This window comes from Bacillus sp. 2CMS4F, from assembly GCF_023161785.1.
Lineage (GTDB): Bacteria > Bacillota > Bacilli > Bacillales > Bacillaceae > Bacillus > Bacillus halotolerans.
Window position 1 is genome coordinate 290,342 of sequence record NZ_JALNTO010000001.1, and the last position, 17,045, is coordinate 307,386.

The following is a 17,045-nucleotide window of genomic DNA, read 5'->3' on the forward strand; positions in this document are numbered from 1 at the left end:
TTATTTGAAAGTTTTCCAAAACATTTCTTTAGGAGCACCCTTGTCTGAAAACCCTTGTCCCCGCTCAGTTTGAGCTGATAGGGCTCGATTCTCTTGTAAAACGGGCCGCCGATTCAGTGCCGGCAGCGGCAAAGGCTTTCTTCTGATCGGACGATCAGCCGAGTCATCCCAAGCTTCTATAATCAAGTGGGCATTCGTTCCTCCATCGGCAAAACAATTGATCGCTGCAGCCGGCGTATTCTCTTTCCACTCGGCTTGTGTTTTACAAAAATACAAATCCGTTTCCTCAATATTAAAATGCGTCATTTTCTCATCACCTGACAGGAACGGAACCAATTGTCTATGTTTCAGCATCAAAGCGACCTTAATCAGGCTTGCTATCCCTTCTGCGCATAAAGGGTGGCCGATGTTAGGTTTAACCGACCCCAATCCTAATGGAGCATTGCAGCGGGAACGGTAAATCGCTTGAATCGCCTTAAGCTCAAGCAAGTCCGTCACAACTGAACCAGATCCATTTGCTTCGAGATAACTGATTTCTTCAGGCTTTTTGCCGCTTTTCTCAAGCGCCGACAGCATCACGTCCTTTTGCGCCTCAAGATTCGGTGCGGACGGGCCTGCCGTTCTTCCGTCATTGTTTACAGCTGCGGCTTTAATGACAGCATAAATGGAATCTCCGTCTTCAAGTGCTTGGCTGACCGTTTTGACTAAAACCATTCCCACGCCTTCTCCTAAAACGACGCCTTCTGCTCGCTTGTCAAATACGTGGAAAGACGGCTTGTCACTTAAAAGTCCGCGCTCCTGAAACATTCGATGTGCATCTGTATCGAGCAAACTGACACCGCCGACAACCGCTGCCTCGATATCTCCGCTTCGTAAAGCCTGAATGGCCATATTCATGCCGACCAATGCAGAGGAACAAGCTGTATCCAGTACAATACTCGGTCCTCGCAAATCAAAAAATTGTGAAATATTAGCGGCTAAATAGTTTTGACCTCCAGCCACAATTGGATTTCTCGCTTTTGAAAGACTGGATTGATCAGGCTTGTGCTGACTGCGTCCTCCTATATAGACACCAGCCCGCATGCCTTTCATTTCCTTTTCGGTGTACCCCGCGTGATACATCAGCTTCAGACTTTCTTCCAATACTGCCAAAGCCTGCGGGTCCATTGCTCTGACATCATCATCGGACATCAGGAAGAAATCAGGATCAAATCGGTTCAGGTCCTCGATTACCCCGGCATAATACGAGCTTGAATTGCCAAAGCGTTCATGCGGCACAGGTTTGATCTCTGATCGACCGTCACGTATTAAATCCCAGTATGCCTCCAGCGTTTCCGCTCCGGGAAATCGGCATGTCAGGCCAACGATCGCGATGTCTTCTGCATGAAGCGCCGGTTTTATATCGCTTGCCTTTTGCATTTGCTGTTTCGCCGCGGAACCCTGATCGGGCGGCAATGATGCCGCATCAGGCACATGTTCTTTTGAGTCAGCTGGATGTACAGCATCTGGTAAGGCAGATTTATATTCAGAAATCAGCCACTTTGCAAAAGATTCTATTGTGGGGTATTCAAATAAAATAGATGGATCGATATCTCCCTTTAACTTTTGATTAATCTGCTGTAATAGCTGCGCCAAAATAATCGAATCTACTCCGTATTCTTGAAAAGGCTCATCAGTTTCAAGGTCTCCGGCGCCTATCTTCAGCTCGTCAGAAAAAATAGTCACAAGCCATTCTACTGTTCCATGGAACAAGCTTTGAGCGCTGTCTGATTCTCTTGTCTCAGCACGTCGGAAAGCCTTATCCGTTAGTGAGTGCTGCATGAGCTTACCCGGCTGCCATACATCTGTATGGTAAATCGCGGGCAGGACAACAGCTTGTTGTTTTTCAGAAAGAATCTGATCCAGAAGCTGCAATCCCTCCTCGTTATTCAAGCCTAACAGTCCGGTCTGTTCTAAAGCTTTGCTTCGAACCTCGCCTAAGCCGGTCTCCTTCCAATTTGGCCACTGAATGCTGACGATCGGATATTTATCTTGTGATTCTGCAAAATAATCCATAAATGCATTCGCCATTGCATAATCAGCTTGTCCGGCCGCAAGCACAGGGACGGTCGCTGATACAGATGAAAATAAAACAAAGAATTGCAGCGGCTCATCTTTGAGCAGGTCAAATAAGGTTTGAAGCCCTCCGACTTTCGGCTCCAGCACGGCTTGAATTTCTTCTGCTGATTTTCTTATAAATGCCGGATTATGTTTATTCACAGCCCCGGCACAATGAATCACTCCGCCAATCGCTCCCATCGTTTGCTGAATCGTCTCGATGCTTTGTTTGACAGCAAGCGGATCGGAGAGCTGAAGAGACAGTACTTGTACTTGAGCGCCCATTTCTTCCAACTCTTGGATGGCTTTCAATTTCTGAGCAAGCGGCGTGTTTTTCGCTTTAAGAAACTCCCACTGTTCACGCGGGGGCATGACTTCACGGCCGGTGAGAACCAATCGTTTCACCCCGTATGTTTGCACAAAATGACGCGCACACATCATTCCAAGCCCTCTTGTCCCCCCTGTAATCAACAGCACCTGGTCTGACGGTAACGATAATTCTTTTTGATTAACAGCATCTGCTGTTCGCTCGTCCAAATATGCACGATAACGCCGTCCGTCTCGATAACAAACTTCAGTGTCTGTACTGTCAGCATAAAATTCATCTGCAATCTGTCTGGCCAGCTCCTTTTCGGCTGTTACATGGTCTGTGTCCATATGTCTTGATGTAAGGTGACTGTATTCACTTTGGAGCATTCGGTAAAGACCGGCCCGGGAAGCACCGGACAGATTAACATCTTTATTATCGTAAGACTCGAGCCCCTTCGTCACACACAAGACAGTCAATTCTTGCTTGTGTTTACGGCCAAGCTCAATCAGTTTCTGCAGCCAACTGATCCAGTTTAGCGATTGCTCATGGCTCATTCCGCATCCGATCAAATCCACTGCTCCGCCGACATTTTCCCAGTCGGCGTCTGACAGATACTCAAGCTCTTGGCTGTCAATGATGCGATAGCTCGAGAAATACAGGGAAAGCTCTTCAGCCAATGACCTTGTTTCTGCGTTTGCCAATATGGCAACCGTTTGGCTCATACGTTCTGCTGATATAATCGGGCAATCCTGCCACTGTTTTTGTAACAAGCTCTGTTTCGTAGGCCGTACAGCAGATGGCAATGCCGAACGGCTGTCTTTTTCTGCAGAATCTTCATTAGGCAGCCAATAGTATTCTTCTGCAAACGGATAAGCAGGCAGACTGATTCGGCGAGGCATGTGTTCGCCATAAAGCTCGTTCCAGTTTATTCGCAATCCTTTTACCCATAATTCTGCTAGCTTCTCCAGCCTTTTTTTCTCAATCCACGTTTCCAGCAGGATTTTGGCGTCATTATCTGCTTCAAACACTTTCATTTCACTTTTCTTCGTTTTGACATGCGCGTCATAGATTTCTGTATTGGGAATATCTTCAATATAGTCTTCTAACGTTTTGATAAGCATTTCTCTCGATTCAGCCAAAAATGCCATTCGGTAGTCCATTGGTTCCCGGCCAGTCTGAAGGGTATATGCCATATCATCCAGATTGATATCTTTATTAGAATCTGCGAAGTCTCTCATCGATTGGGCATAAGCCTTCAATTGCTGCCTTTTTTTCGCTGAGAGCACAAATAACTTTGAATGATGGCGATCTGGCAATGGATCATTGTTTCTATCAGACTGATATTCTTCAATCACGAGGTGGGCATTCGTTCCGCTATATCCAAAAGAACTCACACAGGCCCGCCGCGGTTTTCTATCAGCCGTTTCCCAATGCTTAAGCTCAGTGTTTACATACAAAGGCGATTCTTCAAATTGAAAATGCTCATTAGGTTCAGAGAAGTTCAATGTAGGCACCAGCGTTTTATGTTTCATGCACATCAGCACTTTTTGAACACCGGCAACACCCGCTGCCGCTGATGTATGGCCAATGTTGCTTTTCACAGAACCGATCGCACAAAATTGCTTTTTGTCTGTTTTCTCTTTAAAGACGGTGGACAGCGCCTCTAATTCTATTGGATCTCCTTGTTTTGTTCCGGTGCCGTGCATTTCAACATAGCTAATGCTTTCAGGATGTATGCCATATGTCTCATATATATCCCGTTCCAGATCCATTTGGCTTTTCACGCTCGGTGCCGTAATTCCGTTTGTTTTCCCGTCCTGATTAATGCCCGAACCGATAATAACGCCATAGATGTGATCACGATCCGCTTCTGCATCTTTCAGCCGTTTCAAAACGAGCGCTCCTGCCCCTTCTCCGGGAACAAAACCATTTGCGCCATTATCAAATGCTTTGCATTGTCCATCAGGAGACAGCATGCCGGCCTCACACATACTGATGTAAGATTCCGGTGTCAGGTATAAGGTGACTCCTCCCACCAGCGCCATATCAATTTCTTTGTTTACTAATGCTTGACGCGCTAAATGTGTACCGACTAGTGAGGATGAGCAAGCCGTATCGATCGGAATCGCCGGCCCTTTTAAATTGAGATAATACGGAATACGCGCTGCCGCTATCGCAAAGCTGTTTCCGGTGGCGCTTGCTCTTGCCTGATTCCGATTCAGCATCACTCCGTATTCATTGCTCATAATGCCAAGATAAACACCGCACTTTTTATTGCTTAACGTTTGCGCATTATATCCGGCATCCTCGAATGCTTTATAGCCTTCCTGCAAAAAGATTCGATGCTGCGGGTCTATCAGTTCAGCTTCTGACGGCGGAATATTAAAAAACAGCGGATCAAAATGTTCAATATCATCCAGCATCCCCAGTGATTTGCAGTAGACTTTCCCCTTTTGATTCAGTGCCGGGTCATAGTATTTGTCTACATCCCACCGTGATTTCGGAATGTCACGGATCGCATTTCTTGCATTTACCAGATTGCCCCAATATTCTCTTACATCCTTGGCACCGGGGTATCTGCCTGCCATCCCGACTATGGCTATCGCATCGTCTCGGTAACCTTGATGAGAACGGTCTGGTTTCTGTTCAGGCGCTTTCATCGCTGGCAGCCGAACAGGCTGAATCGAACGCTCCGCGGGTTTCGCTTTAGCTGGTGCTTCAGACTGTTTATTCTCTTGGAAAAGCTCATCCGCTCTTTCTTTACTTCTATTACTATGATTGACAAGCTCGGCTTTTAACATATTTGCAAACTGACGAATTGTTGGATAATCATAAACTTTGGTAACTGAAAATGATGTGCCATATTGCTTATTGATTGCTTTTATCCATTCTAGTCCTGTAATGGAGTCCATTCCGATATCGATAAAAGTGTCATCGATATCGACCTCTTGGGAATCCATGCATAACACTTCAGCAATGCTTTCCTTTAATTCATCATTCAGTGTTTCAATTGTTCCAGCATATTGGCTGGAAGCAGATATTTCCGCAGCTGCATATTGAATGTCTTCAACTGGTTTCTGCTGCTCCGGCTCATGATGGCCTAAAGGCTGCAACGAAATATTATCCGGTTTAGATGAGATGGATTCCCGTTGTATCGGTGTATACGTCTCCTCTGATTTTTGCGGATGGTTTTCTGCATTTTCTCCATCTACTTCATCTTTTAAGAAAGCGGCAAAATCACGGATTGTCGGATAATCATAAACCTTGGTTACAAGAAGCGATGTACCAAATTTCTTATTGATTGATTTTATCCATTCAAGACCGGTAATGGAGTCCATTCCGATATCAATGAATGCCTCGTCCGGGTCGATTTCATTTTGATCCATATATAACACGTCTGCTAAGCTTGCCGTCAGTTCATCACATAAGACTTCAGCAGTTATGGTTTGCTGCTTTCTAACCGGCTGCAGCGGAACAGATGTACTTTGCGGTGTTTCCTGACTGCTTGCCATCAAAGGCTGCAACGAAATATTGGCAGGCTTACCGCTGACTTTTTCCGGAATAAATGGCTCTTGGATGACTGGCTGTGATGTGACAGCCGGCTTCACTGGTCTTTTTTCAACTGTCTTCACCACAGTTTCTTCTATCCAATAACGGTCTCTTGCAAAAGGATAGGCAGGCAAGCTGATACGGCGCGGCTTACCATTTTGATAAAGCATGTTCCAATCGATATTTAATCCTTTGACCCAGAGGTCTAAAAACTTTGCGAATTTTCCTTTGCGAACCCATGCTTCAATTGTCATCGCCATATCTTCATCAGCCGCAAAAACTGCCATGGTTTCTTTATTTCGCTTCACTTGTCCCCGATATAAGTGTTCAATGTGTTCTTTTCCAGAGATAAAATCATTCAGCTTTTCTTTAAGCTCCTGCATATTTTCAGCCACAAACGCCAAACGCTCATTCATTGCTTCCCGTCCAACCTGAAGCGTATATGCGATACGAGGCAGATCGGCTTCAGAATAACGCCCCTCACGGAGAGCATCCAGCAATCGTTCCGCCCGTTTTTGAAGTCTCTCTTCATTTTTTGCTGAGAGCACAATAACAGCCGCCTGTCCCGCTGAAGAATGCTCTGGCTCAGATTTGAAAGCATATTCTTCTATTAGAATATGGGCATTACCCCCTCCGGCGCCAAATGATGAGAGACCTGCGATTCGCGGATATTCAATTTCTTTTCCATTTACTTCAATGATCGGCTTCTTCCATTCTTCAAGCTCTTGCTGGACTTTGAATGGAGAATTAAAGAAGTCAATATTCGGATTCAGCACTTTTGAATGAAGGGAAGGCGCCAGCTGTCTGTATTTCATTTGAAGCAATACCTTTGTTAATCCCGCAATGCCCGCTGCACTCTCACAGTGCCCGATATTTGATTTGGCTGAGCCTATGGCACAAAATTGTTTGTCTTTCGTATGTTCTGAGAACACTTTAGCCAGTCCCGTTATTTCAATAGGATCTCCGAGTGAAGTGCCGGTGCCATGCGCTTCGATATAACTGATAGCCCGCGGGTCAATTTGCGCCTCTGTAACCGCCTTTTTAATGACCTCTGCCTGGGCTTTCGGATTAGGAACTGAGTATCCGTTTGTTTTTCCTCCGTGGTTAATGGCTGTGCCCTTAATGACTCCATAAATGTGATCGCCATCTTCAATCGCTTTGGACAATGGCTTAAGGAGTACAGCTCCAACGCCTTCTCCCGGCACATAGCCGTCTCCTCCCTGTCCAAAGCTTTCACACCTGCCTTTACTTGACATAAATTTGTTCTGTCCAAGCATCAAATATTTATTGGGGTGGATTGAAACATTGACTCCCCCTGCGAAAGCTGCCTCACATTCACCGCGCTGCAAGCTTTGGCAAGCCAAATGTATAGCGGTCAATGAAGAAGAGCACATCGTATCCAGAGCCATACTCGGTCCATGGAAATCGAAATAATAGGATACCCGGTTTGCTACAGAGGATGGATTTCCCGGTAAAGCCAGAGATCGGCCCCGCGCTTGTTCTTGCGCTCCGTACAGCTGATATTCTTCGTACATGACACCGACATAAACGCCTACGTTTCCGCCAAGTTCAGCATCCCGTTTACGTCCGAGGTGCTCTCTTGTATATCCGGCATCCTCCATCGTTTCGTAAACACATTGCAAAAATAAACGCTCCTGCGGATCCATTAATTTCGCTTCACGAGGAGAGATATGGAAAAATTGCGGATCAAACTTATCTACATCCCTAATAAAGCCTCCCCACTTGCTATACGTTTTTCCTGGTTTGTCCTTATCTTTATCGTAATAGAGACTGTGGTCCCAGCGGTCTTCAGGAATCTCGGTAATACAGTCGTGGCCGTCCCTCAAGTTTTCCCACAGTTCATGGATGTTGTCTGCTTGCGGATAGCGTCCGGAGATTCCGATAATCGCAATCTCTTCCGTTTCTTTTTCAGCAGACTGCTTTTGCCCATTTCTTTGCATGGGGACGAATCCGGACTTTCTGCGGCGAACCGGACTTTCTTTTTTCTCTTCGGTCTCAGAATCTGTCTTTCTATTTTTTTCTATTAAAGAAGATGTTTCTGATTCAATCCCCAAGATGTGTAACAGCTTTTCTCTATGTGATTCAGTAAAATACTGTGATAATGACCGAATATTGAGGTATTCAAAGAACAAGGTTTTAGACAATGAACCGAATACTTTTTCTAATTGTCCGGTAACATGCATGATCATAATTGAATCGATTCCGTAATCCTCCATTGGAGCTTCGGCGTCAATTTGGCTGACAGGCAGCTTTGTAACTGAGGAAAGCACACTCTTGAAATAATCCTCTGCTTTTTCTCTCAGCATCTCTTCGTCGGCTCCCATCACGGAACTCGCATTTTCAGTATGCTGAATTTCACTTTTGTATTTTCCATTTGGAGATTGTCCATTTCCTGTTTGATCCAAAAATGAATGGATTTTGCTCACAACGCCTGCAGCCACCATCAGCTGCGATTTTCCTGAGGCCCATCCATGGTATAATGCCTGAATTCCGTCATCTGCTTCCATGGCGACCATACCTGTATCTCTCGTCAGCATCCTTTCGGTTTCAGCATCAACATGCATGCCTCCGTCTTTCCACAGCGGCCAGCTCATGGAAAGGGTTTTCCCGTAGCGCTTGTGCTCTGCTGCTTGGACATTCCGGTACTCGCTGAATGTATTCATAAAAGCATTTGCCATTGCGTAATCTGCCTGTCCCGCACTTCCCACTGTCCCGGCATTTGAAGAAAAAAGGATAAAAAAGTCGAGCGGGATATCTTTCGTTGCTTCGTCAAGATGAATCAGGCCGGTGACCTTTGGAGCGAGCACATCTTGAATCTCGTCTTTCTTTTTCTTAATAATGAAATTATCTTTTATAATGCCTGCGCTATGAATGATGCCATTTAAGCCGCCATATTCCTCTTGAATCTCTTTCGTTAAAGCCATAACAGCTTCTTTTTCAGTCATATCGGTTTGTCTATAAACAACACGCGCGCCCATTTTCTGTAACTTCTGAAGCTGTAACTGCTTTCTTTCATTGAGCGGAGACCTGCCTGTGAGAATCATGACAGCCTCACGCGTTTTGTTTGCAATTTCATTTGCAAATAGGAAACCAAGCCCCCCTGCACCGCCTGTAATCAGATAAACCCCTTTATCCTTCCATGGCATGTCGGTGCCCGGTTGATCAGCTGCTGCCTCTTTCCATTTGCTTACATACCGTTTTCCTTTCCAATATCGGATATGGTTATCATGAGGATATTGCCTGCATTCTGATAATTTTTCAGCCAGATCGGTTGCAGATATGCCTGAATCAAATTCAATCAGCTGGCCATTGAATGCTGGGTTTTCCAGCTGGGCCGTTTTGAGAAGTCCCGCTAAGCCGTTTAGCAGCTGCGGTTCGTCCAATGCAGGAACAGCGACTTGAATGAGCACATTCCCGCCAGGTTTTGAGTTTAGCAGCTGTTGAATGTCTTCGAATAACTGTAAAGCATACGCTTTAAACCATTCATGAACTGCCTGCCCGCTTTTTTCTAATACCGTACAGTCAAACTTGTTCCGGATTCTTTCGATTTGCCTTTCTGTAATACCACAAACAATAACTTTATGCCTCTGATATTCCATTAACTCATTTTTCTCGGAAACAGCTGTTTCTTCCCATATATGCTCGAATAAAAGGATGCCAGTTGCTAAATCCGTCTCGTTTTCTAGAGTTCTGGCAGAATAACCTTTCATTCGCAGGCATACCTGGCCCGCTTCATTACACAAATCGATGTCAAGCTTCTGAATACGATCCGCAGCGGTACTGTCCTCGCTGTATTTCACGCGGGCCCACATCGAAGTCTCACAATCTTTGAAAATTTGGACATCCTGCAATGCGAAAGGCAGCATTGCTTGGCTTTCTGTCAAACTGGCATCCTCTGTTCCAAGCCTCAGACCGATAGAAGCTTGAAATGCCGCATCAATCATGCTCGGATGCAAAACATAATGATCTTGGGTATGTGAAACGACAGACGGCAACGTCACTTTAGCTAGAGCTTCGTTTGCCCCGACATATATAGTATCAATCGCTCTGTGACCGTCACCGTACTCAATTCCCATTTCCGCATAAGCGTCATAGCATACATCAGGCGGCAGAATGCGTCTACTGCAGCTTGCTTTCACCTCTTCAATATTCAGTTTAGGAGCTTCTTCAGTCTGGCAAAGCACAACGCTTCCTTGGCCGTATATCACCGGTTCCTCCCCCGCACTGTCACTCTCCCTGCAGATTTCGAACAAAATATCACCATTGTCTTCCGGATAAAGGTGAACGTATATGTCTGATTGCAGATCTGTGACGGCAACAGGGCGAATCCAAACGATATCCTGAAGACGAATATCTGCATGCATCTGGTCCGCAGCCGCCTTTTCTGCAGCTGCCCGAACCATTTCTAACAAGGCTGCACCGGGTAAAATGCGCTGACCCTTAATGACATGATCCTTTAAGAAAAATTCACGCCCTGTGAACTCCGAACGAAAACGCACGCCCGACATGTCAGACACATTTTCGTGCAGGAGAGGATGAATGGCATGGCCTTGGGTCAAATTCTGTTTTGGCAAGTCAGTCTCTGTCTCTTTCTCCGGCACCCAATACCGCACTTTTGCGAAAGGGTATGTCGGCAAGCTGATCCGCTTAGGTTTGTTTTCCCCGTATAAGAGCTTCCAATCAACCGCAGATCCGCCGGCCCATTTTTCAGCGATCAGGTTTAGATTTTCTTGTTCCAGCCATTTATGTACTGTTTCCGCGGAAAGTGATATATCACCGGTTTCTTTTGTCATTCGGCCCTTCCAGCAATGCTCAATGGTTTCCTGCCCTTTTAGATATGCTTCTAATTGACCTCTCAATTCTTGAATCCCACCTGCCAAAAAAGCAACCCGCTCTTCCATCGGTTCACGGCCAATCTGCAATGTATAAGCCACATCTCTGATTTCAATACCCTCATGAAGAAAATCGAGAACACGTTCCGCATACACATGAAGACGTTCTTGATTCCGGGCAGAAAGCGGAATAATCACCAGTGTGGTGTCAGGTACAGACACGGTCTGCTCCGCTGCTTCAGGAATGTATTCTTCTAAAATCATATGGGCATTAGAACCGGTTGCACCGAACGAACTGATGCTTGCCCGGCGCGGATAGATGATTCCCTCACCATTCTCATTGATAACAGGCTGCTTCCAAGTTTCGGTTTTATGCTGTACATAAAATGGCGACTTTTCAAAGTCAACGTACGGGTTCAGCTCTTCTGAATGCAAAGAAGGCACGAGGGTTTGATGGTGAAGCTGAAGGGCGACTTTGCTTAAACCGCTGATACCTGCGGCGGATTCCGCATGCCCGATATTTGACTTGACAGAACCGATTGAACAGAACTGACGATCCTCTGTATATTGGCGGAACGCTTTTACCAGACCCTGTAATTCGATCGGATCTCCTAAAGATGTACCGGTTCCGTGCGCTTCCACATAACTGACAGTCCGCGGGTCAATCCCTGTTTTCTCCAAGCATGTCTCAATCAGATCAGCTTGTGAAACAGGACTTGGCACAGAAATCCCGCTTACAGTTCCTACATGGTTGACTGCACTTCCTTTAATTACTGCATAAATCCGATCTCCATCTTTCTCGGCCTGGCGCAAAGGCTTTAATAAGACCGCACCAATTCCTTCTGCCGGCACATAGCCGTCCCCATCCTTGCCAAACGTGCGGCAGTGCCCGTCAGTGGAAAACATATCCCAAACACCGTACGTCATATACTTATTCGGATGCAGAGAAAGGTTAACACCGCCGGCTAATGCGACCTCGCACTCTCCGTGTCGAAGGCTTTCCAACGCCAGATGTACGGCAGTTAAAGATGAGGAACATACCGTATCAACCGCCATACTCGGACCGTGGAAATTGCAAAAATAGGACACTCTGTTGGCAATTTGCGCGTAGTTGAGAGAGAGAGGGAACACATTTTCCTTCGATGCCGCTTCAGCACCGACTAATGTATAATCCTTATGCATGACGCCGGCAAAAACACCTACATGCTGTCTTTTGTTCCGTCCTCTAGGTGTGGCTAACGTCTTCGGCGTGTAGCCAGCATCCTCAATCGTTTCCCAGCATGTTTCTAAAAACAGCCGCTCCTGAGGATCCATTGTCTCCGCTTCTCTAGGCGTGATTCTGAAAAATTGGGGATCAAAGCAATCAGGATCATCAATAAATCCGCCCCACTTAGAAATGCTTTTTCCTGAAGGGGAGGTGATTCCTTCAAAGCGCCGCCAATCCCAGCGCGACTCGGGAATCTCGCTAATGCAATCCATTCCCTCTTTCAGATTGTTCCAAAAGTCATGAATATTGTTTGCCTTCGGGTACCGGCCCGCCATGCCGATAATCGCAATGTCTCCCTCCGCTGCCTTCAGAGATGCAGTTCGGGCAGAATCCTCATGTACACGTCTCTTCCGGCTTTCAGCAGTACCGCGATCGATTGCGCGAAAAGCGGCACGATTTCGTTCATTTTGACCAATAGAATGAGAGGAGGAAAAATGCTCACCGTACTCCTGGGCAAGAAACGCTGACAGCTCCGCAATCGTGGTATGCTCAAACAAGAGCGTCGGTGAAAGGCTCTCACCAATTTTGTCACTGATGGTTTCTACCACTTCAAGCAACCCGGAAGAATTCAGGCCCATTTGATAATAGCCGACCTGCTTTTCAATCTGTTCGACCGGCTTATTGATTTTGTCTGCGATTAATTGGCTGACGAATTGTTCAGCTGCCTCGTATGTCCCCGTGCTCTCGGCTGACGATGACACCTCTTTGATTCCTTCTGCAGCCTGTGAAAATTCGGCTGTATCTTTTCTCGCCTCCTGGTTTTGAGGCAAATCCTTGCGGCCTCCATGAATAAGCTCTGCTTCACGCACTAATTTACTTGTGAAGTTTTTCAGTTCAGCCACCTTTTCTCCCGAAGCATTAAAAAATTCAAGCGTTACATAAATGAGCTCTTTTTCCTGACGGACAGATGAACGCTTAATTCTTGTCATGCAATGCGTCTGCAAAAGGGCTGAAGCAGAAAAAGATTCATAGAACAGAGGCAAAAACAGCCTCTGTTCCCCTTTAAGCAAGGATGTAAGCAAATTGTTGGCTCCCACTCCGCTCCCATCAATGAGAGCCGGATGAAACATAAAGCCTTCTGCATGAAGCATGGCTTCGGAGCCAAGAGAAAGATCAAGGAGCACACCGTCTTCCTCTTCATAAATATGTCCATTCGCTTTCATATACCCGCTATGCACAAGTTCTTGGCGTCTGCACTGTTCATACACATCATCAAGCTGTACAATCGTGTCCGGAGTTGCTTTGAGGTGATTGATCTCCAGTGTTTCTTCAAACACTGCCGGCACGTCGGTGTGCATATCAGCCTTCATGTAGAGCTTTTCATCTGACGCTTCTTTATCACGGCGTTTTTCGAAGCCTTTAACTGATATTTGCCAATGCCCTTCATTTTTCTCCGTGCAATCGATATTGAGCATAATTACCGAATCCTGTCTAGCAGTCAACGGCTGGTAAATGGATAAGTTCCGCAGCTGAAGCTCTGAGAAGGAATAGCCGTGTTCTCTGAATATCTGGTAAATCATATCAATATAAGCCAAACCCGGAAGAACATGTTGTCCGTAAACCACATGGTGATAAATAAACGGATTTTTTAACGATAGAGTGAGTTGCTTCGTTATATTTTTCACGTTAGACCTCCACTTCATAAGAATCCCATATGTTTGCTGTGTCCATTTTTAAGGTCTCCTCTTCCGGCTTTGACGCGCCAGCCGAAAACACCCGTTTCTTTAATTCAGGAGGCGATATTGGACTACGCTTAATCACACGTTTTTTATCTTCATCCCACGCCTCTAAAATGACATGGGCGTTTGTCCCCCCATCAGCAAAGCAGTTAATGGCCGCAGCAGGCAGCGGTTCTGTCCATTTTTCCAGCGATCGGCTGAACGTGAGATTCGCTTTCTGCTTATCGAAATGTGACATCTCTTTATCACCTGATAAAAATGGAACCACACTGCGCTCTTTCATCATCAGAACAACCTTGATAAAACTTGCGATTCCTTCAGCACAAAGCGGATGTCCGATATTCGGCTTGATTGATCCGAGCGAAAGAGGATTCGCGTTCCCTGAACGGTACACGGATTGAATCGCTTTAAGCTCAAGCAGATCGGTTACCATTGAACCTGATCCGTTTGCTTCAAGATAGCTGATGTCCTCTGGCTGTTTTCCGCTTTTGGCAAGCGCAGCCTTCATGACTTCCTTTTGCGCCTCCAAATTAGGTGTTGCAGGCCCTGCGGTTCTTCCGTCATTATTGACCGAGGCCGCTTTGACCACAGCATAAATGGTATCTCCGTCTTGTATGGCCTGTTTTACCGTTTTTAACAGAACCATTCCGACACCCTCACCTAAAACAACGCCATCAGCACGCTCATCAAACACATGGAAGGATGAACGCTTACTTAAAATGCCGCGCTGCTCAAACAGCCGGTGAGAGGCGTCTGAACCAAGCAAGCTGACACCGCCCACTACAGCAGCTTTCATATCCCCGCTGTGCAAGGCCTGAATAGCCATGTTCATGCCGACTAAAGCTGATGAACATGCTGTATCTAACACAACACTCGGACCGCGAACATCAAAAAATTGTGAAATATTTGCCGCTACATAATTCTGGCCGACTGTCACGATAGGATTCTTCGCATGAAGAAGACTCTCTTCATCAGGCTTGTGCTGGCTTCTGCCTCCAAGATAGACACCAATGGATTCACCCTTTATTTCATCTGGTGTATATCCGGCGTGATACCAAAGTTTCAAACATTCTTCCAATACCAATAATGCTTGCGGGTCCATCGCCTTTACATCCTCTTCATGGAGCAGGAAGAAATCAGGATCGAAATGGCTGATGTGATCAATGACTCCGGCATAATACGGTGACTGATAACCCCAGCGCTCTGCCGGAACCGGTCCGATTGACGAGCGTCCCTCAGATAATAACGACCAATATGATTCCAGTGTATCCGCCCCCGGAAAGCGGCAAGATAATCCGACAACGGCGATATCCTCTGCATGAGAACTCGGTGACGAGGACACCGGCACTTGTCTTCGGCTGACAGAAGCTGGATCCTCTGCAGGGTGAGGTGTGACTGTCTCAGTTCTATTTGCCGAAGATGCTTCCGCATTTTCCGCTATCTTGTCTCCAAACAGAGCAGTCAAGGATTCGGCATAAGATCCTACAAGCCAATCAGCAAAGCGCTGAATTGTTGGATATTCATAAAGAATAGATGGATCGAGCGCTGCGTCTAACTTTCGATTAATACGCTGGAGCAGCTGTGCCAAAATAATAGAATCTACACCATAATCCTGAAATAAATCATCAATTTCCAGGTGTTCGCGTTCGATTCTCAGCTCTTCAGAAAACAAAGCAACAAGCCATGTCCGCGTTTCATCTAAAAGCAGCTCATGTTTAGCCGGCTCTGCGGTTTTCCCGATTTTTTCAGGTTGTGATACAAGCAAAGCTTCTTCTTTCAATCCAGATTCTTGCCGGATCCGCCGCTCCATCAGCCGGTCTGGCTTCCAATTTTCCTGATTTGTGATAGCAGGGAGGACAACCGGCTGCAAGGTCCCAGATAAGATTTGATCCAGAAAACGCAAGCCCTCTGAATTCGTAATGCTCAGCAAGCCGCTTTCTCGATATGCTTGATTTGTCACTTCCCCCATTCCGGTTTCTTTCCAATTCGGCCACTGAATGCTGAAGATTGGCGCATTTTCCTTATGTGCTTCTGCAAAATAATCCATATAGCTGTTAGCCATGGCATAATCAGCTTGTCCAGCCGAAAGTGCCGGAATAATGGCCGAAACAGAAGAAAATAATACAAAAAACTGTAGTGGCTCACGACTTACATAGCGATAAAGGGTTGTAAGCCCAGACACCTTCGGCTCCAGTACCTGCCACATATCATCAGCTGTTTTGCGGATAAACGCCAAGGTATCCATGTCCGTTATTCCTGCACAATGAATGACTCCGCCAATTGGCCCCATTGTTTGATTGATTTCATGTAAGGCTTGCTGTACTTGTGTCTCATCAGACAAAGAGAGTGACAGCATTTGAACTTGTATGCCTTGTGCCTCCAGCTCCCGCACCGCTTGAATTTTCTGCGCTACAGAGGTATTTAATGTCTCAGCATGAGCCCATTCCTCTCGCGGTGGAAGCTGCTCACGTCCTGTCAAAACCAGCTTTTTCACTCCATAGTGTTCCGCAAAATGCCGGGCGCTTAATAGTCCGATTCCTCTTGTCCCGCCTGTAATGAGAAGCACATGTTCTTCCGGGAAGGTCTGTCGCTCTTCGTTTCCTTTCCAGGTTACCGGATGCGCTTTTAAGTAAGCCTGGTACCGCAAGCCCTCTCTGTAGCAAACCTCCGTCTCCTCAGTATCGGAATAAAACTCCTCAGCGATCTGCTTCGCGAGAATATGAGGATGAACAGAGTCTTCCGCATCCATATGCCTTGATCTCAAATGGCTGTATTCGCTTTGAAGCATACGATACAAGCCAGCACGGGAGGCTCCTGTCATCTGCACGGAAGGGTTTTGGAATGATTCCAGCCCTTTCGTCACACAAAGCAGCATGATTCCCTCTTTATGCCCGTCTTCAACCAGCCTTTGAATCCAGCTAATCCAATGTAGCTGTTCTTCCTCGTGTCCGCCGCAACCGATTAAATCCACAAGGCCGTCAAACTGTTTCCAATCATTACTGAACTGTTCATTGTCAATCCGGCTCGCATTTAATATGAGATGTTTCGGGAAATGCTTTGATACTTCAGCTGCCAAGTCTGCCGTCTCTTCATTGCTGAGAATCGCAACAGCCCTTGTCCCCGGCGTTTTTGTGGCAATCGGACTTGCGCTCCATTGTTTTGTCAAAACACATGAGGTGCGCTTTTCACTGTGATCAACGAACTCTATGTTGTCCGGTTCTGAAAGACGTTCCTCTGCTGGAAGCCAATAGTAATCCTTCGCAAACGGGTATGAAGGAAGGCTTATCAGA

General features: G+C 46.2%; 2 protein-coding genes (1 of these 2 cut by a window edge). Both read right to left on the bottom strand.

The features are described 5' to 3' along the window. The gene (locus MTN95_RS01320; RefSeq protein WP_248336700.1) at positions 1–13,719 is read right to left on the bottom strand and encodes a type I polyketide synthase; all 13,719 of its coding nucleotides are present in this window, start codon (positions 13,717–13,719) and stop codon (positions 1–3) included. After that, positions 13,703–17,045 carry the final stretch of a non-ribosomal peptide synthetase gene (locus MTN95_RS01325; protein WP_248336702.1) on the bottom strand. 11,810 nt of this gene lie beyond the right edge of the window, so 3,343 of the gene's 15,153 nt are visible here — the last part of the coding sequence; its start codon lies off the right edge, out of view — the gene reads right to left on this strand; its stop codon occupies positions 13,703–13,705. Before MTN95_RS01325 ends, MTN95_RS01320 begins: the two co-directional genes overlap by 17 nt.

Bases quoted from the DNA above. Each gene is read 5' to 3' on its own strand.
- MTN95_RS01320 (WP_248336700.1), bottom strand. From the start codon at position 13,719: ATGAAGTGGAGGTCTAACGTGAAAAATATAACGAAGCAACTCACTCTA.